The sequence below is a fragment of the Paraburkholderia sp. NPDC080076 genome, from assembly GCF_050281145.1.
GTDB lineage: Bacteria > Pseudomonadota > Gammaproteobacteria > Burkholderiales > Burkholderiaceae > Paraburkholderia.
On record NZ_JBNNWQ010000001.1, the window covers coordinates 157,705 to 181,278 of the forward strand.

Below are 23,574 nucleotides of genomic sequence, written 5' to 3' on the forward strand. Positions count from 1 at the left end.
GTCGACAGGCTTGAACGCACGCTAGTCATCAGTCTCTCATGGCTGCGTGAACAGCGTACGTGCGTCAGCGAACTTTGGCGGCGTCGTGCATCTGGGGCGGAAGCGCGTCTCGCGCCGCACGCGCGAGCGCGTTCGAGCGGCGCGGGACGTGTCCCCATGTGCGTGCTCTTACCCGTGATCAGGCGGCCAATTCCAGCGCCGCGTCACGGCTCGCTTCAGGCGCCCGGTAGAACGGGTAGTCGGTGTAGCCGACAGCCGTGCCGCCGTAGAACGTGTCGCGATCGTAGTCATTCAGCGGCAGTTTGTGGCGAAAACGTTCGGGCAAGTCAGGATTGGAGATGAAGTAACGACCGAACGCCACCAGGTCGGCGCTGCGTTCGGCAAGAATCGCTTGCGCCGAGTCGGCGTCGAATCCACCGGCCGCGATGATCGTGCCGCGATACGACTGGCGGAACCGGCGCGCGGCGATCGGATTCTGATCCCGGCTTTCGTCGGCTGCGTTACCCGCTATGCGCGGTTCGATCAGATGGAGGTAGGCGAGATCGAGCTTGTCGAGTTCTTTCACGACATGCGTGAAGAGCGCGACGGGATCGCTATCCGACATGTCGCCGAACGAGCCGCTGCGCCCGATGCGCACGGCCACGCGATCGCTGCCCCAAACGGAGATCGCAGCCTGCGTGACTTCGAGCAGGAAACGCGCGCGATTCTCGATCGAACCGCCGTACCCGTCGTTACGCTGGTTGCTGCCGTCATGCAGAAACTGGTCGATGATATAGCCGTTCGCACCGTGAATTTCGACGCCGTCGAATCCCGCTTCCAAACCGCGCTGTGCTGCCGAGCGAAAGTCTTCGACCAGCGCTACGACTTCGGCTTCGGTGAGCGCGCGATTCGGCGTGCTCGGCACCCAGCCGCTGGCAGTGTAGGCGAGTCCTTCCGATTCGATTTCAGACGGGCCGACAGGCAGCACGCGATCCGGTTGCATATCGCGATGCGACTGGCGGCCCGCATGGAACAACTGCAGGAAAATGCGGCCGCCTTTTGCATGCACGGTCTCAGTGATTGTCTTCCAGCCGGGAATCTGCGCATCCGAGTAGATTCCGGGTGCGCCGAGGTAGCCGTTGCCGTTCGCCGACACGACAGTCGCTTCCGACACGATGAAGCCGCCCGCCGAAGCGCGCTGCTCGTAGTATTCGCGCATCAATGGATTGGGCACGTCGCCCTTCGCCGAACGCATGCGTGTGAGCGGCGCCATCACGACGCGATGCTGCAATTGATAAGGACCCAGCTTGATGGGATTGAAGAGTTCAGACATGTCGATCACCTTCTCTGTGGAGTGCCTGCGTTGAGTTGATGGACACAGAGTAGGTGATCGCCATTCCGCAATAAATAGGCGTGACGATCCCACTTTATTTCACAGGTGAAACAATCTCGGGTGGCCGGCTTTACGTGCGCAGCGCCGGTTTGTGCGCCGTGTCGCTGGCCGCGAACAGGGCGACCAGCCAGTCGACGAATACGCGGACCTTGGCGCTCAAATGCCGGTTCGGCGGATAGACGACGTACACGGGAATGGGGTCGGCCCACCAATCGGCAAAGGCCGGTTCCAGTGCGCCGCTTTCGAAATGCATCCGGCCGAGAAACGTCAGCGCATGCACGACGCCCAGACCGGACAGGCCCATCGCGAGACAGGCCGTCGAATCGTTCGCGGTCAGCGTGCGCTCGGGCGTCACGTCGACTTTCTCGCCGTTTCTGGTGACCGCGAGCGGGAACGCCCGTCCGGTTCGCGCCGCGACCATCTGGATCACCACGTGCCCATGTTCCAGTTCCGAGGGATGCTTGGGGCGGCCATGCCGTTTCCAGTAGTCCGGGGTCGCGCAAAGCACCTGGCGCACTTCGCCGAGCCGTCGCGCGACCAGCGACTGGTCGGTGACCTTGCCGGTGCGCACGACGCAATCGATGTTTTCCGCCACGAGATCGAGCGGCCGGTCGCTGACACCGAAGTCGAGCTTGATATCCGGGTAGCGCGCGACGAAATCGGGCAGCGCGGGGATGATGAGGCCGAGCCCGATCGGCACCGGAAAATCGACGCGCAGACGGCCGCGAGGATTGCTCTTCGAGCGCGCCATCACGCCTTCGAGTTCCTGGAGTTCGTTGAGGAGCCGCACGGCACGCTCGTAGTAAGCGGTGCCGTCGGTGGTGGGGCTGACCTTGCGGGTGGTGCGGTTGAGCAGCTTGGTGTCCAACTCCGCTTCGAGCGTTTGAATCAGCCGGGTGACGGTCGGCTTGGGGATGTTCAGGGTCTCGGAGGCTCTCGTGAACGTTCCCGTTTCCACCACGCGCACAAAAGCCTGCATCGCCTGAAATTTGTCCAACGGCCACCCCTGTTGAATTGGCTCGCTCGAGCCGCACCGGCGGGCGGTGCGATCCGATCATACATCGAGTTCGCCGATCCTTTTATGGCCCGCGGGCGCTTGCGTCCTGCCGCAAGCGGTTTACTGGAATTCGATATGGCCGAAGTCGAGCGCGACGAGCAAGGGTTCCGGCACCTTCTGCATCGCGCTGTCATAGGCGTAGATGCGACGCCGCGTCGGCATCTGGATACCCTGGAACTCGCGATATTCGCTGACATAATTCGCACCGGTCGCGCCGCCGAGAATATCGACGGTGTAGTCATGGCGGCGCATCAGTCCATCGGGGCCGAGATGGGTAATCTGCGTACGCGTGTGACTCGCGATGTGTTCGGGAAACGTCACCTTCAGACGGCGCCAGGTTTCGCCATTCTCATGCCACGGCTCGATCTCCTCGCTTTCGAAACCCGGATAGGTGTAGAGGAAAGGCGAAGTCAGATAGGTCCAGAGCGCTTCGCTGGCGAAGTACGCCACGTGAAATTTGTCCCACGGCGTCTCGAGCGTCTGACCGGCAAAAGCGGCCTCCGGATGCTCGCGCGTTTCGGTGACCGCGCCGTCGAGCGTTTCCAGCGTCAGGCGCTCGGGCACAAACACGCTGCGCAGATTGGGCGCCGTGAACGGGGTAATGGTCAGCTTCTCAGTATGCGTCGTGAGGTCGATACGCTTGTCGACCAGCAGTCCAGGCTGTTGCTTGACATGCCAGATGGCGCCGTCGACGGACAGTTCGGCGGAGAGTCGCGTGAAGCTATCCCAGCGTTCCATCCCACCATGTGCGTCGACAGCGAATGCCAGGAGATCGTTCATGGGTTCCACCTCGTGAGTTGACGCGGGTAACGGCAGGGTGCTGGCTCGGATATTCTGGAAGCCAAAGTATCCTATCTGACATACGGAATTCACCGTACGTCAAATGTTCCGTCTTTCCGGTCAATCACGCGCGGGCGCGGCTATGCCGGCTATCCGACGCTATGAGGCGCGTTAGCCGCAAGCCGCGTCATCACGCTTCAAGCACGGTTCTGGAACAGCTCATTGAGTTGCGAGCCCGGCGCCGCGCCGGCAAAGCCGTCGAAGCGGCCCTGCGCAAGCGACTGTGCCGCCTGCATGAAGCCACCCCACGCGGCGCGGGCCAACGCCCCGCCGACACTGATGCGCCGCACGCCGAGCGCGGCCACGTCCTGCAGCGTGAACGCCGACGTCGAACCGATCAGCAGATTGACGGGTTTCGGCGCCACGGCGGCGACCACGGCCTCGATCTGCTCGCGCGTCTGGATGCCCGGCGCGTACAGGCAATCGGCGCCGGCCGCGGCATAGGCCTTGAGGCGCGCGATCGCGTCGTCGAGATCGGGCGAGCCGGCGAAGAAGTTCTCCGCCCGGCCGACCAGCAGCGTATCGCCGCCGTTTTCGTCGATGGCGCGGCGCGCGGCGCTGATCCGTTCGACGGCGACCTCGACAGGAAAGAGCGGAGCGGCGGCGTCGCCCGTGGAGTCTTCGATCGACAGGCCGGCCACGCCGGTTTCGACGGCGAGCCTGACGCTTTCCGCGACCTCGTTCGGCGTGCTGCCGAAGCCGTTCTCGAAGTCCGCGTTGACGGGCAGGTCGGTTGCTTCGACGATCTTACGCAGGTGCGCGAGGATCGCCTCGCGCGGCAATGTGTTGTCGGCGTGTCCGGTGGACCAGGCAAAGCCGGAACTGGTCGTGGCGAGCGCCTGGAAGCCGAGCGTATGCAGATAGCGCGCGCTGCCGGCATCCCACGGATTGGGCAGGACGAAGCAACCGGACGTGTGCAGCGCTTTGAACGCGGCGCGCTTCTCGGCGACGGTGCGGGACATGGCGTATCTCCTGAAAGCGGGCGAGCCTGAACTGCCCGTACTGGTTATGCGACCTCGAGGTCCACGACCGGGAAGTCGGTTTCGGTGTCCGCGGTGAGCGGTTCGTCGGCCTGGCGGAGCCGCTTGCGGCGGGTCTCATCATCCGTGAAATTTACTCTTTTGTGTGCGACATACGTATGTTCGGAGAGGTGTCGCTGCTCGCCAGCCTCGCGAGCGCGCCTTTCGACGCGCACTGACGAGGCAGCTCGTTGACGTCCCCGATCGATGTTTACGCAACCGGCGGCATGGCTTGATGCGCCACAGCCGGGATGCGATGATCCGGTCATCGTCGCTTCCTCTTTCTGTCAGCCCGACGCGAATGCCCAGCTCCACACGCCGCAAAACGAGCATGACCGACATCGCGAAGGCCGCCGGTGTCAGCGAGGCGACCGTCGACCGAGTGCTGAACGGGCGAGGCGGCGTGTCGCGCGCGAAGGAAATGAGCGTGCTCGAATGGGCGCGCAAGCTGAAGATCGACCGCGCGCTCGACTCGGTGTCGGTACGCTGGTTGCGTATCGCGATCCTGTTGCAGCAACCGGTGTCGCCTTACTACGTGTCGTTGAAGCAGGGCTTCGAAGTGGCGCAAAAGACGTTCGAGGGGCAGCGCGTGATCTGCGCGGTCACTTACTTCGACAGCCTCGATCCGGCGCGCGTGGTCGACACCATTCACCGCGCCACGCAGAAGGCCGACGCGCTCGTCATCGTCGCGTATGAGCATCCGGACATTACCGCGGCGCTGCGGCAGATCAGCCGCGCCATTCCGGTCGTGACGCTCGCCAGCGATCTGCCGGGCACGGGGCGGCTCGCCTACGTCGGCGTGGACAACCGCTGCGCGGGACGTGTCGCGGGCGAACTGGTCGGGCGCTTCATCGGCGAGGCGGGCGGTAAGGTGCTCGTGCTGACCGGCATGCATGATTTTCTCGGCCATGAAGAGCGCGAAAGCGGCTTTCGTTCCGTGCTGCGGCGGCGCTTTCCGAACTGCGACATCGTAGAGACCGTGGAGAGCCGCGAGCAGTCGGTGATCACCGAACGGCTCACTCGCGACGCCTTCCGGCGCTATCCCGACTTGCGCGGCATCTACAACATTTCCGTCGGCAACGAAGGCGTCGGCGCGGCGCTCGTGGCGCTCGAGCGCACGCGCTCGACGGTGTTCGTCGGTCACGAACTCAACGAAAGTTCGCGACGGCTGCTGATAGAAGGCACGCTCGACGCCGTGCTCGATCAGAATCCGGCCGGCGAAGCCATGCGTTCCATTGAAATCGTTCTGCGACACTATCATCGCGATCCGGGCGTTGCCTTGCCGCATCAGATTCCCGTCACCGTGCTATTGCGCGAGAATCTGCCGCTCAGCGACTAGCCTCGCATCGTGCATGCGCGGCTCGCGTGCCGTACTGGCCGGCGCCGACGATGACCATCGCGGCATGGCTTGTCATGACTCGTCCTTCGCGGGAACGCCCAGCAGCACTTCGCCGTTCTCCACACGCACCGGATAAGTTTGCAGATGCACGCACACAGGCGGGCTTTTCGGCTCGCCGGTGGGAATGTCGAAACGCCCCTGATGCAGCGGACATTCGATCTCGCGATTCACGACGAAGCCGTCGGCGAGATGTGCGTGTTCGTGCGTGCACCAGCCGTCGGATGCGAAGAAGCCCTGATCGATCCGGTACACCGCGTAGCTCGCGCCGGCGTGGTCGAAGCGAATCACGTCTTCTTCATCGATATCGCCGGTGGCGCAGGCCACCACCCACTTGATGTTGCTGGTTTCGACGGTCACGAAAGTCTCCATTGTTCAACGGGATTCAGGGGCGTTCAAGCGTTCGACTGTGCGGGGAATGCGGCGCGCCGGTCATGCGGGCGCGTCCTCGACCGGGATCTTCCGTTCGATCACGTGCGCAGGATCGGAGCGCTGTTTCCACAGCGCGGGCAGCATCTCGCGATACGCCGCAAAAAGACTCGGATAGGCCGGCGGCAACTGGTCCTTGATCGCTTCGTGCAGACGCGGCAGCGCGTGGAACGGCACCATCGGCAGCAGATGATGTTCGAGGTGGTAATTCATGTTGAGGTAGAGAAAGCGGAACACCGGATTGATATGCACCGTGCGCGTGTTCAGCCGATGATCCTTCACGTTGACGGCGAGTCCCGCATGTTGCGTAAGGCCGAGCAACTGATGCAGCCAGCCGCCGTAGAAGCGCGGCGTCCAGACGAACATGAGCGGCAGGAAACTGCGCATGGCGATCGCGAGCGCGACCGTGCCCAGCACCACCGCGAGGTAGATGCGGCAGGACCAGAACATCTTGGGTTTCTCGGTGGCAGGGAGAAACGCGTCGGTCGCGGCGTCGACGCGGCCGAATGCATGCCGTACGACCTTGCCGATTTCCACCGTGCAGCCCATCAGGCCGAGAAAGTCGATGACGATCGGCCAGACTTTGGTCGGCCGTGCGACCTGGATCTCGGGGTCACGCGCCTGGAAGTAGGTGTGCGTGTGGTGCCGCGCGTGGCTCCAGCGCCACCAGTAGGCTTCGCGAATCGTCATGAACGACGACAGGTGATAGAAGAAGTCGTTGGCACGGCGGCTCTTGAACGGCGTGCCGTGCGCGAGTTCGTGCCAGCGCGCGTCGCTCGACGAATAGATCGTGCCGTAGACGAAGAACGCCGGCACCGCCCACCAGCTTCCCCATGTCATTGCCGCGACGACACCCGACGCGATCAGCAAGGCCAGCCATAGTCCAAAGTTGCGCCAGCCTTCGGCGTCGCTGCGCTTCATCAATTCCTTGAGCGCGGCGCGCGCAATGACGGGCTGATACCACTGCTGGCCGATGCCGTCTTCGAAGGCTGTGTCGGTGACGCGAGGTGCGGCTGTGCTACCGACGCCGGGAGTCGTGGACATGGGGGTGTCTCCAGATGACGGTTCTCTATTTGCGGGCTTCCCGTCAATGCGAAAGGCCAGGCGCGCTTTTCGTTGGGTCAACGATAGAGGAAGGCACGCGCGGGTTCACGCTGAAAAATGATGGTTTTCCATCAATGGCCCTACGGGCCGCGCCGGATAAGGCAATCGTGAAGTTCGAAGCAGCCGCGGTGCGATGACGGCGGCTTTGCCAGGCGACGCGTTACCTGTCAGGCCGCCGCAGTGGCGCCTGCGCGCAGGGACTTCTTCGCCGCTTTAACGAACGCGACGAAATTCGCCACCACGGGATCGTCGCGCGAGGTCTGCCACGCCAGTCCGACCCGCCAGCGGGCGGCGGCATCGCGCAACGGCAGCACCCTTGCGTCGCGTAACAGGTATTGCGCGCGCGAGGGCAGGAACGCCGCGCCGACGCCCGCCGCCACGCCGGCGAGAACCGATTGAATATCGTCGGCTTGCTGGATCACCTTGGGCACGAAGCCATGTTCACCACACCAGTGGTCGATCTGCGCCGCGAGGCCAGGACCGCGTCCGCGCGACAGCGCGATGAACCCGGGCTCGTTCAATTCCTGCAGGTTCGACGGAACGCGTTTCCAGCGCGCGTGCTGCGGTATCGCCAATGCCAAGGCCTCGTCGAGGATCGGCAATGTGGAAAGGCCGACGTCGGCCGGCAAGCGCAGGAAACCGACGTCGAGCTTGCCGGCGAGAAGCCGCCGGGTTTGCTCCGCGGAAGAAAGATCGTTCAGCGTGACGCTGACATTCGGATGGAGCTTGCGGAATTGGGCGATCAGTTGCGGCGCCTCGGTCAAGGTCGAGAGTCCGAGGCCGACGCGTAGATAACCGCGCGTACCGCTGCTCGCTTCGCGCGCACGCGCGAGGATATTGTCCGCGTCGCGCACCAGTGCTTCCGCGTCGGCAAGAAATGCTTCGCCGAAGACCGTCAGTTCCGCGCCGTGCCGGCCGCGCTCGAACAGCCGCGCGCCAAGGCTCGCTTCCAACGCTACGATCTGCTTGCTCAGAGCGGGCTGGCTGACATAAAGCGCTTCGGCGGCGTGCCCGAAGTGGCGGAGTTCGGCGACTGTCAGAAACGCCCGCAGCAGTTTGAGTTCCATTCCACTAAGTGATTGAACGCATAGAATTTTTCATTTTACTTATCGAAGGGGGAGCGGTCCAATGGAGTCGTTCTGTTCCTTCGGTCGTGAAGATGTTCTCCTCCACTATTCCATCGCTTCGCGTTGCCGCTATGCCGCTCGTTTCACGTCCCGGTGACGCCCCGCATAACGTCGCGCGCATTGCGGATTGCCTGGCGCTTGCCGCTGAGAAAGACATCGGGCTGGTGGTATTTCCGGAGAGTTGTATTGGCGGCTGCGGAGACATGGCGAAGCTTCATCGCGCCGAACTCGATGCGCTTGCAGAACAGCTTGACGGACCGTCGATCCGCGCGGTTGCCGATGTGGTCGAACGCTCCGGCGTGGCCGCTGGTGTCGGGATCATCGAGCGTGCCAGCGATGGGCGATTGTTCGACAGCTACGTGGTGTGCCTGCCGGACGGCGTGCGTCATTGCCATCGCAAACTGCATGCGTTCGGACATCGGCGGATCAGCAGCGGCGACAGGTTCACTGTCTTCGATACGACGTGGGGCGTTCGCGTCGGCATCCTCATTGGCGGCGACAATTATCTGGTTGAGAACATGCGCATGACGGCGCTCATGGGCGCGACGTTGCTTATTGCGCCGCATCGGAGTGACGGCGGTGTGAACGGCACCGACGATCGCCGAACGCGGTCGGCTTCGATGGGGCAATCGTTGCGCCGCTTGCTGCCGGCGCGAGCCGGAGACAACGGCATGTTCGTCGTCTTCAGCGAAGGCGTGGAGGTCGACGGCCCGGAACAGTCGAGCGGGGCAGGGATGATCATCGATCCATCCGGCCGCGTGCTCGCCGAGAGCAGCGCGCGAGACGAACTCATTTCCGCCGATCTGGACAGAGGCCTGATCGACGCAAGTGCAGGGCAGCAATGGCTCACGGCCCGCCGCCCGGAACTCTACGGCTTGCTGACCCGATCCGGCCATCAAGCGGCTGATTTCGAGCCACGCAGCGTTTCTTCGCGAGGCGCGATCGCGCTCAGCTTCGCGCAGGTTAGCCGCAACCGGCCCATACGCTAGCGTTCGTTCGTCAGGCGACGTTAGCGGAAAATCTCGGCAATCAGGTTCGCCACGGTCCGGATCCGCTCGCTGTCGCGCAGAGCTGGATGCAGCACCATCCACACATCCTGATCGAGCGCCTTGATGTGCTTCTCCACGCAGACCAGATCGCTCGTCGTGTCACCGGCCAGCTGGGCGAGTATGCCGAGCCCCGAGCCGCCCAGCACGCCGTCGAACACGCCCATGCCGTAGCTGCTGCGAAGCGACGGCGCCGGGGCGCCGGGTAGCGCCTTCAGCCATTGCGTCGCCGGATGGTCCGGTTGACGGTCGTCATAACCGACGAACGAGAGCTTGTCCCACTCCTTCTTCACGATCGCCGCCTTGTGGCGCAGATAGTAATCGCGCGAGCCGAACAGCCCGAAGCGGATCCTGCCGATCCGCCGAACGTACAGGTCACCCTCTTCCGGGCACTCGGACCACAGTGCGATGTCCGCCTCGCGCCGCGCAAGGCTATAGGGGCGCCGCGACGTCAGCACTTCGATCGCGAGCCCCGGCAGCCTGTCCTGAAACGAGCCGAGCAGCTTCAGCAGAATGTAGGACGGCCATTCGACGGCGTTGATCCGCACCGTGCCATGCGCGGGTGCGCCGCCGTTGACGTCCGCGGCGCGTTCGATCTGGTGCGCCAGGTCTTCCATCTGCTCCGCCCAAGCCAGCACCTTGGCGCCGAACGCCGTCACGGTACAACCCGAAGGCACCCGGTCGATGAGCGGTTCGCCCAGCCGTCTTTCAAGCTCGGTAAGGCGGCGCGACAGGGTCGGCGCGCTCAGATCGCACGCCGCGGCGGCCGATCGCATGGTTCCCTCGCGGGCGATCGCCACCAGAATCCGAAGGTCGTCCCAGTCCACGTGTTCCATTTTTGAAACGATAGGTTTTGAAATTTGGCATAGCATAACGCAGTTCGCGAGGATAGGATTGGAGCTGGCCATACTTGCCCGGCATCACGCGACCAGACCTGAGGGATTGAGCAAGTGGTGGCAAGTGCGGCGTTCCTACCCATCACACGACTCAACGGCTCTCAGTAGACCGAACGAGCGATACGGAGACATCAATGATTCGCCATTTCCTACCGGCGCGGCGTCGCGCCATTGCAGCCAGCGCAGCCTTCCTCGCCGTGTCGATTTTGCCGATGCCGGCGGCGTTTGCTCAGGCCGCCCATAAACCGAAAGTCGCGCTTGTCATGAAGTCGCTGGCGAACGAGTTCTTCCTGACCATGGAAACGGGCGCCAAGGATTATCAGAAGCAGAATCCGGCGAAATTCGACCTGGTCACCAACGGCATCAAGGACGAGACGGACACCGCGAACCAGATCCGTATCGTCGAGCAGATGATCGTCTCGAAGGTCGACGCGCTGGTGATCGCGCCGGCTGACTCCAAGGCGCTGGTGCCGGTCCTGAAGAAGGCGGTCGATGCCGGCATCATCGTGGTCAATATCGACAACAAGCTGGACAACGACGTCCTCAAATCGAAAGACCTGAACATCCCGTTCGTCGGGCCGGATAATGCCAAGGGCGCGCAGAAGGTCGGCGACTACCTGGCCAAGCACCTGAAGTCGGGCGACAACGTTGGCATTATCGAAGGTGTGACGACCACGACCAACGCGCAGCAACGCACCGCGGGCTTCAAGCAGGCCATGGCGTCGGGCGGCATGAAGGTCGTCGCACTGCAATCGGGCGAGTGGGAAATCGACAAGGGCAACGCCGTGGCGAGCCAGATCCTCAACGCGAACCCGGACGTGAAGGCGTTGCTGTGCGGCAACGACAACATGGCGATCGGCGCCGTGTCGGCCGTGCGCGCGGCCGGTAAGGCCGGCAAGGTGCAGGTGGTCGGCTATGACGACATCAACGCGATCAAGCCGATGCTCAAGGACGGCCGCGTGCTCGCCACCGCTAATCAATACGCCGCCAAGCAGGCGGTGTTCGGCATCGACACGGCTCTGAAGGCAATCTCCGAACACAAGAAACAGTCTGAATTGTCCGGCGTCGTCGAAACGCCGGTCGATCTGGTCACCAAGTAAGTTGGGTGCAACGCGTGGCCCGCTCCGTCCAGGGGCCACGCCGACTGTTTTCTGTCCAGCCTGATCATTCTGATGTCCACTCCCATTTCATCTCTTGCTGAAGCCGCGCCCGTGCTGCGCGTGCACGGTATCGGCAAGACCTATGCCGAGCCCGTGCTCGCCGATGTCTCGCTGGAATTGCGCGCGGGCGAAGTGCTGGCGTTGACCGGCGAAAACGGCGCGGGCAAGAGCACCTTGTCCAAAATCATCGGCGGCTTGGTCACGCCGACTACCGGCTCGATGACCCTCGGCGGCGCGGCCTACGCGCCGGCCAGCCGCAAGGACGCCGAGGCGCTCGGCGTGCGCATGGTCATGCAGGAGCTGAATCTGCTGCCCACGCTCTCTGTGGCGGAGAACCTGTTTCTGAACCGTTTGCCGCAGCGCGGCATGTTCGGCTGGATCGACCGCGCCAAGCTGCGCGAGGACGCGCGGCACGCCATGGCCCAAGTCGGCCTCGACGCGATCGATCCCGACACGCTGGTCGGCACATTGGGTATCGGGCATCAACAGATGGTAGAGATCGCGCGCAATCTGATCGGCGACTGCCGCGTGCTGATTCTTGACGAACCCACTGCGATGCTGACCGCGCGCGAAGTCGACCTGCTGTTCGAGCAAGTCGAGCGGTTGAAAGCGCGCGGCGTGGCGCTGGTGTACATCTCGCACCGGCTGGAAGAATTGAAGCGTATCGCGAGGCGCGCGGCCGTGTTGCGCGACGGCCGGCTCGTGCATGTCGACGAGATGGCCAATCTCACCACCGACCGTCTCGTGACTCTGATGGTGGGCCGCGATATCGGCGACAGGATCGATCTCGGCGAGCGGCGCATCGGCGAGGTGGCCTTCAAGGTTAGCGGCATGACCCGCGAGCCGGTGGTGCGCGACGTGTCCTTCGAGGTCAAGGCCGGCGAGATTTTCGGCATCAGCGGGCTGATCGGCGCCGGGCGCACGGAACTGATGCGGCTGATTTACGGCGCGGACCGCGCGGACGTCGGCACGGTGTCGGTTGGGCGTGAAGGCGGCGCACCCGTGCCCGTGACGATCACGTCGCCGGCGGACGCAGTCGAGCACGGCATCGCGCTGATCACCGAAGATCGCAAGGGCGAGGGACTGCTGCTGACCCAGCCGATTGCCGCCAACATCTCGCTGGGCCACTTGCGTTCGGTGTCGAGCAAGGGCGTGGTGGATGGCCGTCGCGAGGCGGCGCTGGCGCATCGGCAGATCGATGCCATGCGCATCCGCAGCGCCGGGCCGTCGCAGCCGGTGTCGGAATTGTCGGGCGGCAACCAGCAGAAGGTAGTGATCGGCCGGTGGCTCGCGCGCGATTGCACGGTGCTGCTGTTCGACGAACCGACGCGCGGCATCGACGTCGGCGCGAAGTTCGACATCTATGCATTGATGGGCGCGCTGGCTCGCGAAGGCCGGGCGCTGGTGGTGGTATCGAGCGATCTGCGCGAATTGATGGCGATTTGCGACCGGATCGCGGTGATGTCGGCGGGACGCATGACGGGCCTGTTCGAGCGCGGCGATTGGACTCAGGACGCGCTGCTGGCAGCGGCATTCGCGGGCTACGCGAAACGCGATGACATGCTGCACGAGCCGATCGAACCCGACGCGAAGGCGCCCGACGAAAGAAAATTAGTGGAGTATTGAGCATGACCGTAGAAACCAGCTTGCCTACGCTGAAGAACGAACCACCCAAAAACGCGAAGCCGCTCGGCACACGACTCGGATTCTCGAACTATCTTGGATTGCTCGGCGCACTCCTCGGGATGATCGTGCTGTTCTCGCTGCTGAGCTCGCACTTCCTGACCTACGACACGTTCAGCACGATCGCGAACCAGATCCCCGACCTCGTCGTGATGTCGATCGGCATGACCTTTGTGCTGATCATCGCCGGCATCGATCTGTCGGTCGGCTCGGTGCTGGCGCTCGGCGCCGCGCTCACGAGCGTCGCGGCCTTGCAGTGGCATTGGCCGGCGCTGCCCGCGGCCTTGCTCGGCATGGCGGGCGCGACCCTGACCGGCTGCGTGACCGGCGCGATTACCGTGGCGTGGCGGATTCCGTCGTTCATCGTGTCGCTCGGCGTGCTGGAAGCGGCGCGTGGCCTCGCGTATCAGCTGACCAACTCGCGCACGGCTTATATCGGCGACGCCTTCGATTTTCTCTCCAACCCGGTCGCGTTCGGCATCTCGCCGGCGTTCATCATCGCCATTGTGGTGATGGTCGCCGCGCAGTTCGTGTTGACGCGCACGGTTTTCGGCCGCTATCTGATCGGCATCGGCACGAATGAGGAAGCGGTGCGGCTCGCGGGCGTCAATCCGCGGCCCTACAAAATCGCCGTGTTCGCGATGATGGGCCTGCTGGCCGGCCTGGCTTCCCTGTTTCAGATCTCGCGGCTCGAGGCCGCGGACCCGAATGCCGGGCAGGGCATCGAATTGCAGGTGATCGCGGCGGTGGTGATCGGCGGAACGAGTTTGATGGGCGGGCGCGGTTCGGTGACGAGCACCTTCTTCGGCGTGTTGATCATTTCGGTGCTGGCCGCTGGGCTCGCGCAGATCGGCGCGACCGAGCCGACCAAGCGCATCATTACGGGAGCCGTGATTGTCGTGGCTGTCGTGCTGGATACTTATCGAAGCCGGCGTCGCGCCGCATAATTGGACCATTCGGTGAATGGTTAGAGCTTTGCATGGGACCCGAGTAAGCGCTAAAGCGCTAACGCTGGTCGACACAGGAGCGAAAGAAGGTGTCAAAAGAAACGAAGCAGGGCCGAGTGCTGGTTGTGGGCAGCATCAATACAGATCTTGTCGCTCGCGCGCCGCATTTGCCGCGCCCCGGCGAGACGATTGGTGGACATGAGTTCTCGCAGGTTGCCGGCGGCAAGGGCGGGAACCAGGCTGTCGCGGCCGCGCGCATCGGCGCGCGGGTGGCCATGGTCGGATGTGTCGGGAAAGACGCGAACGGCGCTCAGCGGGTCAAGGATCTGGAAGCGGAAGGGATCGACTGCAGCGGAGTTGAAGTGCATCCGAGCCAGCCGACCGGCGTTGCCATGGTGACGGTGTCCGACGACGGGCAGAACACGATCGTCGTGGTCGCCGGCAGCAACGGCGAGCTCACGCCGGAGAGCGTGGCTCGCCATGAAGCGGCGATCAAGGCTTGCGACGTCGTGGTGTGCCAACTGGAAACGCCGTGGGATTCCGTTCACGCGACGCTCGCGCTCGCTCGTCGGTTGGGCAAGATCACTGTGTTGAACCCGGCGCCGGCCACGGGGCCGTTGCCGGCGGAATGGCTGCCGCTGGTCGACTACCTCGTGCCGAACGAGGTCGAGGCGGCCATCCTGGCCGGCTTGCCGGTCGAATCGCAAAGCGGCGCGCGGCGTGCAGCCACGGAGTTGCAACAGGGCGGCGCGCGCAATGTGATCGTCACGCTCGGTGCGCAGGGCGCTTATCTATTGGTGGAAGGCGGCGAGGGCATGCATTTCCCCGCACCGCAAGTGCAAGCGGTCGACACGACTGCGGCCGGCGACACTTTTATCGGTGTCTTTGCCGCGCAACTCGCCTCACGGCAGCCACTGGAAGGCGCGATCAGCCTCGCGCAACGCGCGGCGGCGATTTCCGTGACGCGTGCGGGCGCGCAGCCGTCGATACCGACTCGCGCGGAAGTCGAAAGCGCAGCCTGACACGGATGCCGGCTGTGACATGAGGCGATCCGTATTGCCACTTTCAGTGGTTCGACGTTGATTTATCGGCACCATCTCACGATGGTGTTCCCTTGTTAATCACGCTCTCGAATGGACGAAACATGAAATCACAATGCATAGGCATACTGATGATGTCGTTGGGACTGGCTGCGTGCGGTGGCGGCATATCGACCACTGATCCCCTCGCCAATGCGCCGAAGGTCATCATCGATTCAGACTTCAACACGATGGGCGACGACGGCCAGCTTTTTGCCATGACTACGCAGTTGATGGGGCAGGGCAAGGTCAATCTGCTCGGCCTCACCGTGGTTACCGGCAACGACTGGCTGCTGCAGGAAGAATCGGATGCGCTCAAGGCAGTGGAGCGCATGGGTGTGCAGAACGTCGTGGGTGTGTACGGCGGCGCCGATTATCCATTGCAATACGACGTGGCGAGTATTCGCGCGCAGCAGGCCGCCAATCCGCAAGGCTATTTTGGCGCGTGGAGCCGGCCCGAACCGACGTCGCAGGCTCAGCTCGTTGCGCCGCCGGATGGGTTCGCCGTGTCGACGAAACTGCAGTCGCAGAGCGCTGCGGATTTCATGATCCAGACCATCAAACGTTATCCGAACCAGGTCACCATTCTCGAGGTCGGGCCGCCCACCAACCTTGCCACGGCGATTATGAAGGCGCCGGAGATCGTGCCGCTGATCAAGCGGATCGTCTATATGGGCGGCGCGATGGCCGTGCCGGGCAATGCGAACGCCGTGGGCGAACTCAACTGGTGGTTTGATCCGCTTGCTGTGCGCACCGTGTTGCAGACGTCGATTCCGCAGGCCGTGATTCCGCTCGACGTGACGAATACGGTGCCGCTGACTCAAAGCGTGTATGACCAGATCGTCAATAACCCGAGCAAGCAGACCGCGGTAACGAGGGCGTATGGGATTGCCAATGCGGGGGCGTTCGCGAGTAATACGGATTTGTTTGATACTTTGACGATTGCGTATTTCCTTGATCCTACTTACGCTACGCAGACGAAAAGTGCGTATCTGGATATCGACACTGCGAGCGGTGAAGATCAGGGACATGTGAAGGTGTATCCGGATCAGCCAGCGGCGGGTGCTTCGCCGCAAAAGATCACGTACGTTACTCTGTTTGATAACAATCGGTTTTTTGGTCTTTATGTTGATTTGCTGACAAGGCCGGTGCCGATTACGTTGCCGTGACGTGGGACGGTGAGTCTTGGGTGGCTGCCTTGGAGAAGTAACGATATTGAGGCGGCATGTCCTCGGTTGGGCTCGACTGAACGAGTTCCACCGAGGTGTTTCTCGGCGCTCGGCTAGTCTCTCGACTTCCGGTGCTGCGGCAAAGCTGTGTTCAATGTGGCGGCTGCAGGTCCATCGGTATGGCGCGCGCTACTAGTCAAAATTTGCCCTCCTTTGCGGCGTTCAATGGTGGTCACGGCGCCCTCGCACAGTTAGTATGCGCCGCCCTTTTCCACTTTACTCGTCACCGCTGGCTTGTTCAGATGCTAGTGGTCTTGACCGGCGGATCCTTAATCGCATCGACTCACGCCGCGGATTGAATAGTCGTTATCCGCCAGATAGACGGTATTCGAAACTCGGTTTGGGGATTTGGCTGGCGTTCAAAAGACTGGTGGCGGCGAATTACTAACTATCGGCTGAAGTACCCAGAGCAGACCTTGCCAATGCGGAAGGGAAGAGGTGGCAGAATCTTAGTCATCCAGATAAAAAAAGCTGTCGCGTGTGTCGCGGTGATCTTTGCTCATACGTAAGATGCTTGCACCAAAATTCGCCAACGGCTGCATCGCCTCGCGTTTACCCGGTAAAAAATAAACTAACGTAAAGCTCAACGGTTTTCTAGACTCCTTTCTGTTGTTTCGTTCCATTGACACTTCGGGCGGGGCGATGGCGACGCAGAAAAAAAATCATGGGCCGGAAGGTGGGAGGCGGGAGGGAATCGACTGGGTACATTTGTTTGGACGCGCCGCTTTATCCGTGCTGTTAGGTCTACTGCTTGCTCTCGTAGTGCCCACTCGCTTTACGGAGGAAATGGGCGCACAGACGATCGCACGCTACGCAGCGCCCTTCTCCGGCTATTGGTTTGACATCGAGCGTCAGCGCGCAATCGCGGCTGGGCCACCGAAATGGAGTGACAGGGACATCACGGTACTAGTAATCGATAGCGAGGGGCTAGAGGCGCGTGACGAAGGTTGGCCAGCTCGCTATTCGTTCTACAGTTGGCTCTTGAGCTATCTGGACAAGTTCCCGCCGAGGGGGCTTTTCATCGACGTGATTCTCTCTCAACCCACATACAACGAGGGCGACGGCTGCGACAAATCTGCGAAGGTTGCCGGTGTCAAGAAGGCTAGGTCTTGCCATGTTGTTAATGACTCAGAGGAGCTGGTCAACTTCAAGAGGGCACTCAAGGGCTTGATCGCGAAGAAGAAACCGGTATTTCTCGCGGCTCGCCTGAACGAAGACAACACGCTCGTCACTAACGCAGACCTCGACGGCGATCCTGAATTGAGCACCGTGAAGCGTGTCGGCGTTGAGTTTTCCGCACATGCGGTGGACCGGCTCGCGTGGACCTATCCGCTCGTCTATCCGAAGAAAGAGCACTGCGACGAGCAAATACCGCGCGGCAATCAAAGCGCGCAATGTGGGAAAGAAAAGCCTGACACTGCGGCGACCGATTGTGCGTGGAGCGCGGCTTTCTCGATCTTCAAAGAGGTGTACGACAAGGACAAAAAACTCGTAGTGCCTTGCAATCAAGCGAGCTTCATGTCGGTTACGTGGCCTCTCGACACGGCAGCGTACGGCTTGCGATGGCGCGAGTCAGAGGACGAAGAGAGTGAGATGCGTCACAAGTTGTCGCTGCTGCGAACGGACAGCTTCGATGACGACTTGCAGATGTACTGCACTTCGAGCGACAGCGAGTTAAAGCTCCTCTGGCGTGCCGAGGCACGCGCGATCCTGCGCCCGACAGGACGCCCGCTGTGTGTGCACTACAGGACTATCCACGCAAGTCAACTCGAAAAGATGAGCAATGATGAATGGGACGCCGCCTTCAGGGACCGTTTTGTGATGATCGGCACATCGTTCGCATACTCCAATGACTTCGTGCTCTCGCCCCTGAACGACCGTATTCCGGGCGTGTTTCTGCACGCTGCTGCGCTCGACAATCTCTTGAGCGGTAACAACACATTGGAGAACATCGAAGCTTGGGAGCCTGAACTTTTCATGGCCGCCAGTCGATGGTGCAAGCTTCTTTTCTTGGGAGGAATCGGCTTCGTGGCGATGTTACTCATCGTGGCGGGTAAAAAAAAGGTCAGGGAGAAATTTAGGGATTCATATCACGAACACAGGCGTTGGAAGACGCATCTTTCTGCTGCCTGGTGGCGTGCGAAACGAACGGTAGCCGTTTTCAATGTTGCGTTCTTTACGATCAGTGGATTGGTGCTCGTGATGTTCGGCGTGGCGATGATCGTGATTGGCACATGGATACACGTCCCATTTCTGGTGGTTGCGCATGTCCTCGCCTGCACGATCGCGGTCGAATGGCTTGACTGGAGCGAAGACCTGTTCAACTGGATCACAGACAGCAAGGAGAAGTCATCGTGAAACAAGCTCAAGATGTCTGGCCGCGGGTCACCCATGCTTTTCTGACCGCAACGACGGTCGTAGCGTTGACTGCAACGGCCAGCAGCATGGCCTTCGCTCAACCGGCGACTTATGTCGATTCGCAGAAACCAGGCGGCACAGTGAAGCTTTACAGCGCGCCCGACATACATAGCGTTGTCATGGATGCTCCGACTTTGCCGCTTCTTGTTCAGGATGCTTCCGATCACGGTTTCTATCCCGTGAAAGTCGATGGCAAACGCTATTGGGTGGACGGCATGGCTGTCAAGGTCGTTCGAGATGTGCAGGCCGCCCGCTGCAGTAAGTCTGCCGGTGTTCAAGCCGCCGGCACACTAGGCGCCGCCACCAACCGGTGCCAATAATCATGCATACCGGACGGCGCTACTTCTGCGGTGCATGCGCAAGCCTTCTACTCGGCGCATGCGCGGACGTCAAAATGCCGGGCGCCCTATCGAACCTGGGCATCGGCGGCGGTTCCGCGAAAGGACCGACGCTCGACACCGTCGGCGCCATTCCGCCGCCACCCGCTCGCGATTGGCCCGACCTCAAACTCGACCTGATGAACGCGCGCGCCGACGGCTGGGGTCTCGTGCCGATGCCCGAGATGGAGGCGTACCTCAACGGCCTGCTCGCGACGATCAAAAAAACCGCGGGCACGCCGAACTACCCGGGCTCCGTGCATATCATCTCCGAGACCGGACTCAACGCGAATTCGAGCGCGGGCGGCAACATCTTCGTCTCGGTCGGTTGGTTGCAGTCAGCCGAATCGGAAGACGAGATATTTGCGATCCTCTCTCACGAGTTCGGTCACATCTACCTCAACCATCACGCGATTTTCGACGCCCGTACGGCCGGCGATACATCGCTCGCAATCGTGTCGCTCGCATGGACGGTGACGAACAAATCACCGACGTCCAACTCATGGACCGGCGTGGACAACATCGCGGTGGTGCAGACACTCGGCACACGCGTGCTGTTTCCCGCCTGGCAACGCAGTGTCGAGGAACAGGCGGACCGATTTGGCGCGACGATCAGCCTGCGTTGCGGCTATTCCTATGTGGACGGTTTCAAGGCTTTCTTCGAGCGCGTTATTGCATACGATCAGGCTTCCAAAGCGAGACGTCAGAAGCTACATGAGAAGCAACTTCAGGCCGGACGAGAGAAGGCCGGGCAGCAGGCCGCGGCACAGGCACGCACGCAGCCGCTCGCGCCGGCTGTCGGCGGCAGCGCCGCGCAAACGGTAAACCAGCTCAGCAGCATCGGCGAACTGCGCGACGCGGTTGCGCAATACACGTCCGCGCGTGCGGGCGCACAGGCGAGCGTCGCGGAGAATCTCTTCGACGCCCGCGCGGTGATCGACGACCAGATCTCGGCTCAACTCGAAACCTTGCACGACGATCACGGTGATCCAGCGGCTCGCGAAGATAGCCTGACCGAACTCGTGCGCCCCGTGCTCGGAGACAAACGGCCCGACCCGCGGATCGAGCCATGGAATGCCGCCCGCAAACGCGGTTCTACGCCACTCATTCTGGCCCACTACAAATCCATATCCGACATGCAGGACTTGCAAGCGGTAGGCAACTATTCACAAGCGCTGCAAGTCGCGACGACGATCGCATCCGGTCCCACAGCGGACCACGCGTACCCCGTGTTCCTGTTGTCGAATCTGATGACACTGTCGCGCTCGGGGCCGCCGGATGCGCAGACGCAAGTGCTGCGGCGCAATCTGGGTTCACGCGACCGCTCATGGGCGGTACAGACCAATCTCGCCAACCGTATAGGGCAGAAAGACCCGAAGCAAGGTGAGGCGTTCTTGTTGCAACAGTTCGATTACTTCGGCAGGACGTCAGTGACCTGGCCCAGCGTTGTCTCGTGGTATCGCGAACACGGGGATATCAACCGCGCCAAGCAGTTGGCCAACACATGCTGGACTGAGCATCCGGAAATGCGTGCTGCGTGCGTCGCCGCTTCGCAGGCGCCCGCGCAAAAGAAGAACGACGATCAGGCAGGCGGTTTCAGTAAGGCGGTCGACAAAATGCTCGATCAGGCGAAGGGGCTGTTACCGAAGTGATAGCCCGGGTGATCTGTCTCCCGAGTTGTCAAGAAGCATGTGGAAGATAAACAATTCATCCGGCTCCGACGTCGACGCTTGTGGACCGCCTACGGATATTGCGCCTGTGGCGTGGCAATGGACACGGCACTCGGGCGCGTGCTTTCGGAGGCCGTACGCGGATTGAGACCGGCACAGCCCGACTTCCCAGAGACGCCGGTAATCCGCATGCCGTTCTATCCGCCGCGGCAAGTGGGCGCGGCTGACTATCAATTGGTATCGTCTGCGCGATGCTTTGGGTTATCCGGGCTGAGCTTGAAGTGCGCGCCAGCGCCAAGCCGAGCTACGTTCGTACGGAATGCTGAGCGAACCATTGGAGAATGCGTTCGCGTGCCGGATGCAGGGCTCCGGCGGTTTGCAGCCAAAGCACATAGACGCCCGTGGTCTTCAAAGGCGTGCCGAACGGAACAATCAGATTGCCGCGATTGATCGCGTCCTGCGCCAAAGTCAGGTCCGTCATTGCGACACCTAATCCACGGCTCGCCGCATCCATCGCCAGTTCATCCAGATTGAAGGTGATGTGCTTATATCCGTTCGTAACCGACTCGCCGTTGGCCTGCAGCCAGGCCGTCCATTCGTGGTGCCCAGTCGATCCGTGAATGAGCGTGTGTTCCGCCAACTCAGCCAGAGACGTCGGCGGCGGTTTCCCATTGACGGCGGAAGACGCACACACCGGCACTAGGAACTCCTCGAATAGCGTCAGGAATGCCGGGTCGTTGGGCATTTCGGAAAGGTACAGGATATAGGCGTCACACTCGCCCGAAGCTTCGACCACTTCCGTAGCGACAGTCTCGATCGACAACGACAGATCGGGGCACTGGGCATAAAAGTCGAGCATCCGCGGCAATAGCCAGCGAACCGCAAGCGATACAAATATGCGGATGCGGAACGGCCTGTCGCGTCGAGTGAGTTGCTCGTCGAGCGCTCGCAGTTCTCCTAGCACTTTTCGCGCGACTTCGAGCACCGCCTTGCCGTGCTCGGTCAATTGCATGTTGCGGCTGTTGCGAACGAGCAGCGGCGCGCCGTAGTGGCTCTCCAACTGCTGAATCTTCCGGCTCACCGCGCTCTGAGTTAGATGCAGCTTGTCGGCCACCTCCGTGAAACTGGACGACTCCGCCACGAGTACGAGCGCCTGAAGGGCTTGGAGAGACGGTGGACGATAGAGTTTATCCATGCGTTTTTTTAATGCTTCGATGAATTAATAACGATGGCTGCCGCTTTCTGCTCGCCATATAGTTGCACAAAAGCACAGGAATTGTCGGGCAACGATGCCAATTTTTCATACCTTCGAAAAGCTCGGTTGCTCGCATCGAGGTAGGAGACATGTCTTGATCGAAAATGTATGCGGCTGGATTGCGCAGGCGGGTGTCTCGCCTGCTAGAGCAGTGCTGAGAGGAACTCAGCAAGCGGATTGGCTGGTGATCGGCGGTGGTTTCACGGGCTTGTCGGCGGCGCACACGCTGGCTGAACTGCACCCGCAATCGCGCATTGCCTTGGTCGATCGACAGCGCGCGGCGCAAGGTGCTTCGGCGCGTAACTCCGGTTTCGTGGTCGCTTATGAGCGCCCCGATTCCGATGAGTTGGCCGGGCGATCACTGAACGAGAAATACCTGGACGTGACCGCGATCGGTAAAGCGGCGAGCGAAGAGGTTAGACGACGCGTCGCGGCCTTAGGCATCCAGTGCGACCTCAGTGACGTCGGCTATTACTTCGCCGTCCACGATCCGGCGAAACTCGAGGAGGCAGAAGCCCAGGTGCGAACCCTGCGTGAAGCAGGCGCAAACGCGGAATTGCTGGGAAGCCGCGAGATGGTGCAGCGATTGGGTTCGCCTTTCTACCAGGCGGCGATATGGTGCGGTGGCGGTAACGGCCTACTGCAGCCCGCTAAATACGCGAAGGGGTTGCTGGATGCGTTGCCCGAGAATGTTTCACTCTACGAGAACACAGAGATCTCCAGTCTCGAACGGATGAGTGCTGGTGGCATTCGCGCGCATTCGAATAGTGGAGAAATTGAGGCGAGCCAGGTCATTGTTTGCGTGGGAGCATTTTTGCCGCGAGTGGGGATGGCGGACCGCGCAGTCTTCCCCCTTGAACTCAGCGCGTCCCTCAGTCGGGAGTTGAATGAAGACGAACAGGCGCAACTGGGTAACGCGGCCGAATGGGGCGTTCTTTCGACCCGTGCCGCGGGTGCCACCCTGCGCCTGACCCGCGACAAACGTCTCCTGATTCGTAACACGGTGGAATATCGCCATCGCGATCTTGCGGGGCACTCGCTGGCGGTTCGCCGGGCGAGGCATCTGCAGGGATTGCAGCGTCGATTCCCCTGGGTTACCGACGAGCATCTGCAATTCACCTGGACGGGCCATCTGAGTGCAACGCGATCCGGTGAGCCACGTTTCGCGAAACTCGAGCACGGTGTCTATACCGCAGCCGGCTGCAACGGCTCGGGCGTCGCGCGCGGCACGTTGTGGGGGCGACTGCTTGCGGAAATGGCATCGGGAGGCCAGTCAGCGTTGTTGACCGCAGTGTTAAACAACGCCAAGCCAGGCTGGGTACCGCCGCAACCATTCTTCGACATCGGCGCTTCCATGCGCTTGCGATATGAAGCTCATCGCGCGGCCACTGAGTCTTGATATCGTCGCCGCAATCAATCGCGGCCCGAGTGACCAACTACTTCCCAAATTGATAACCTGCCCCGAGGAAA

At 61.8% G+C, this 23,574-nt stretch carries 20 protein-coding genes; 11 read left to right on the forward strand and 9 right to left on the reverse strand.

Features of this window, described 5'->3' with window-relative positions:
* Positions 1 to 178: 178 nt before the first annotated feature.
* The 4 genes from ACQKRQ_RS00680 to ACQKRQ_RS00695 all read right to left on the reverse strand — a co-directional run bounded on the left by ACQKRQ_RS00680 (position 179) and on the right by ACQKRQ_RS00695 (position 4,231).
* Complete coding sequence (locus tag ACQKRQ_RS00680) at positions 179 to 1,312, reverse strand: alkene reductase (protein ID WP_427474670.1); 1,134 nt, start codon at positions 1,310 to 1,312, stop codon at positions 179 to 181.
* 130 nt (positions 1,313 to 1,442) lie between these two features.
* The gene (locus ACQKRQ_RS00685) at positions 1,443 to 2,369 is read right to left on the reverse strand and encodes a LysR substrate-binding domain-containing protein (RefSeq protein ID WP_427474671.1); all 927 of its coding nucleotides are present in this window, start codon (positions 2,367 to 2,369) and stop codon (positions 1,443 to 1,445) included.
* 120 nt (positions 2,370 to 2,489) lie between these two features.
* Positions 2,490 to 3,209, reverse strand: coding sequence for a hypothetical protein (locus tag ACQKRQ_RS00690; RefSeq protein ID WP_427474672.1), 720 nt, complete (start codon positions 3,207 to 3,209; stop codon positions 2,490 to 2,492).
* A 197-nt stretch (positions 3,210 to 3,406) separates the two neighbouring features.
* Positions 3,407 to 4,231: an isocitrate lyase/PEP mutase family protein gene (locus tag ACQKRQ_RS00695; RefSeq protein ID WP_132378646.1), complete on the reverse strand. Its 825-nt coding sequence runs from the start codon at positions 4,229 to 4,231 to the stop codon at positions 3,407 to 3,409.
* Between the two features lie 388 nt (positions 4,232 to 4,619).
* On the opposite strand from ACQKRQ_RS00695, the gene ACQKRQ_RS00700 reads away from it, so the two are divergent.
* Complete coding sequence (locus ACQKRQ_RS00700) at positions 4,620 to 5,627, forward strand: LacI family DNA-binding transcriptional regulator (protein ID WP_408283723.1); 1,008 nt, start codon at positions 4,620 to 4,622, stop codon at positions 5,625 to 5,627.
* Between the two features lie 72 nt (positions 5,628 to 5,699).
* Here ACQKRQ_RS00700 and ACQKRQ_RS00705 read toward each other — a convergent pair whose 3' ends face one another.
* The 3 genes from ACQKRQ_RS00705 to ACQKRQ_RS00715 form a co-directional block, all read right to left on the reverse strand.
* Positions 5,700 to 6,044 (reverse strand): non-heme iron oxygenase ferredoxin subunit, encoded by a 345-nt coding sequence (locus tag ACQKRQ_RS00705; protein WP_408434249.1) that lies wholly within the window; start codon positions 6,042 to 6,044, stop codon positions 5,700 to 5,702.
* 72 nt (positions 6,045 to 6,116) lie between these two features.
* Complete coding sequence (locus tag ACQKRQ_RS00710) at positions 6,117 to 7,157, reverse strand: fatty acid desaturase (protein WP_427474673.1); 1,041 nt, start codon at positions 7,155 to 7,157, stop codon at positions 6,117 to 6,119.
* A gap of 227 nt (positions 7,158 to 7,384) precedes the next feature.
* Positions 7,385 to 8,284 (reverse strand): LysR substrate-binding domain-containing protein, encoded by a 900-nt coding sequence (locus ACQKRQ_RS00715; protein ID WP_427474674.1) that lies wholly within the window; start codon positions 8,282 to 8,284, stop codon positions 7,385 to 7,387.
* Between the two features lie 131 nt (positions 8,285 to 8,415).
* Here ACQKRQ_RS00715 and ACQKRQ_RS00720 point away from each other — a divergent pair, with 131 nt between their 5' ends.
* Positions 8,416 to 9,333, forward strand: a complete 918-nt coding sequence (locus ACQKRQ_RS00720; RefSeq protein WP_427476027.1) for a nitrilase-related carbon-nitrogen hydrolase — start codon at positions 8,416 to 8,418, stop codon at positions 9,331 to 9,333.
* Between the two features lie 20 nt (positions 9,334 to 9,353).
* On the opposite strand, the gene ACQKRQ_RS00725 is transcribed toward ACQKRQ_RS00720, so the two are convergent.
* Positions 9,354 to 10,226: a LysR family transcriptional regulator gene (locus ACQKRQ_RS00725; RefSeq protein WP_106278522.1), complete on the reverse strand. Its 873-nt coding sequence runs from the start codon at positions 10,224 to 10,226 to the stop codon at positions 9,354 to 9,356.
* Positions 10,227 to 10,420: 194 nt separating this feature from the next.
* Here ACQKRQ_RS00725 and ACQKRQ_RS00730 point away from each other — a divergent pair, with 194 nt between their 5' ends.
* The 8 genes from ACQKRQ_RS00730 to ACQKRQ_RS00765 all read left to right on the forward strand — a co-directional run bounded on the left by ACQKRQ_RS00730 (position 10,421) and on the right by ACQKRQ_RS00765 (position 20,831).
* Entirely contained in the window at positions 10,421 to 11,386 is a 966-nt protein-coding gene (locus ACQKRQ_RS00730; RefSeq protein ID WP_132378634.1) for a sugar ABC transporter substrate-binding protein, read from the forward strand.
* A 72-nt stretch (positions 11,387 to 11,458) separates the two neighbouring features.
* Positions 11,459 to 13,072 carry a sugar ABC transporter ATP-binding protein gene (locus ACQKRQ_RS00735; protein ID WP_427474675.1) on the forward strand — a complete coding sequence of 538 codons (1,614 nt, stop codon included), beginning with the start codon at positions 11,459 to 11,461 and terminating at the stop codon, positions 13,070 to 13,072.
* Between the two features lie 2 nt (positions 13,073 to 13,074).
* A complete protein-coding gene (locus ACQKRQ_RS00740) occupies positions 13,075 to 14,076 on the forward strand; it encodes an ABC transporter permease (protein WP_408283709.1) in 1,002 nt (333 codons plus the stop codon).
* An 89-nt stretch (positions 14,077 to 14,165) separates the two neighbouring features.
* Positions 14,166 to 15,098 carry a ribokinase gene (gene rbsK / locus ACQKRQ_RS00745; protein WP_408283706.1) on the forward strand — a complete coding sequence of 311 codons (933 nt, stop codon included), beginning with the start codon at positions 14,166 to 14,168 and terminating at the stop codon, positions 15,096 to 15,098.
* 122 nt (positions 15,099 to 15,220) lie between these two features.
* A complete protein-coding gene (locus tag ACQKRQ_RS00750) occupies positions 15,221 to 16,324 on the forward strand; it encodes a nucleoside hydrolase (protein WP_427474676.1) in 1,104 nt (367 codons plus the stop codon).
* Positions 16,325 to 17,026: 702 nt separating this feature from the next.
* The gene (locus ACQKRQ_RS00755; protein WP_427474677.1) at positions 17,027 to 18,742 is read left to right on the forward strand and encodes a CHASE2 domain-containing protein; all 1,716 of its coding nucleotides are present in this window, start codon (positions 17,027 to 17,029) and stop codon (positions 18,740 to 18,742) included.
* A complete protein-coding gene (locus ACQKRQ_RS00760; RefSeq protein ID WP_427474678.1) occupies positions 18,739 to 19,122 on the forward strand; it encodes a hypothetical protein in 384 nt (127 codons plus the stop codon). The genes ACQKRQ_RS00755 and ACQKRQ_RS00760 overlap by 4 nt, the downstream gene beginning before the upstream one ends.
* Before the next feature lie 74 nt (positions 19,123 to 19,196).
* The gene (locus ACQKRQ_RS00765; RefSeq protein WP_427474679.1) at positions 19,197 to 20,831 is read left to right on the forward strand and encodes a M48 family metallopeptidase; all 1,635 of its coding nucleotides are present in this window, start codon (positions 19,197 to 19,199) and stop codon (positions 20,829 to 20,831) included.
* A 322-nt stretch (positions 20,832 to 21,153) separates the two neighbouring features.
* On the opposite strand, the gene ACQKRQ_RS00770 is transcribed toward ACQKRQ_RS00765, so the two are convergent.
* Positions 21,154 to 22,044 (reverse strand): LysR substrate-binding domain-containing protein, encoded by an 891-nt coding sequence (locus ACQKRQ_RS00770; protein ID WP_427474680.1) that lies wholly within the window; start codon positions 22,042 to 22,044, stop codon positions 21,154 to 21,156.
* A 154-nt stretch (positions 22,045 to 22,198) separates the two neighbouring features.
* On the opposite strand from ACQKRQ_RS00770, the gene ACQKRQ_RS00775 reads away from it, so the two are divergent.
* The gene (locus ACQKRQ_RS00775) at positions 22,199 to 23,503 is read left to right on the forward strand and encodes an NAD(P)/FAD-dependent oxidoreductase (protein WP_427474681.1); all 1,305 of its coding nucleotides are present in this window, start codon (positions 22,199 to 22,201) and stop codon (positions 23,501 to 23,503) included.
* Positions 23,504 to 23,574 lie beyond the last annotated feature (71 nt).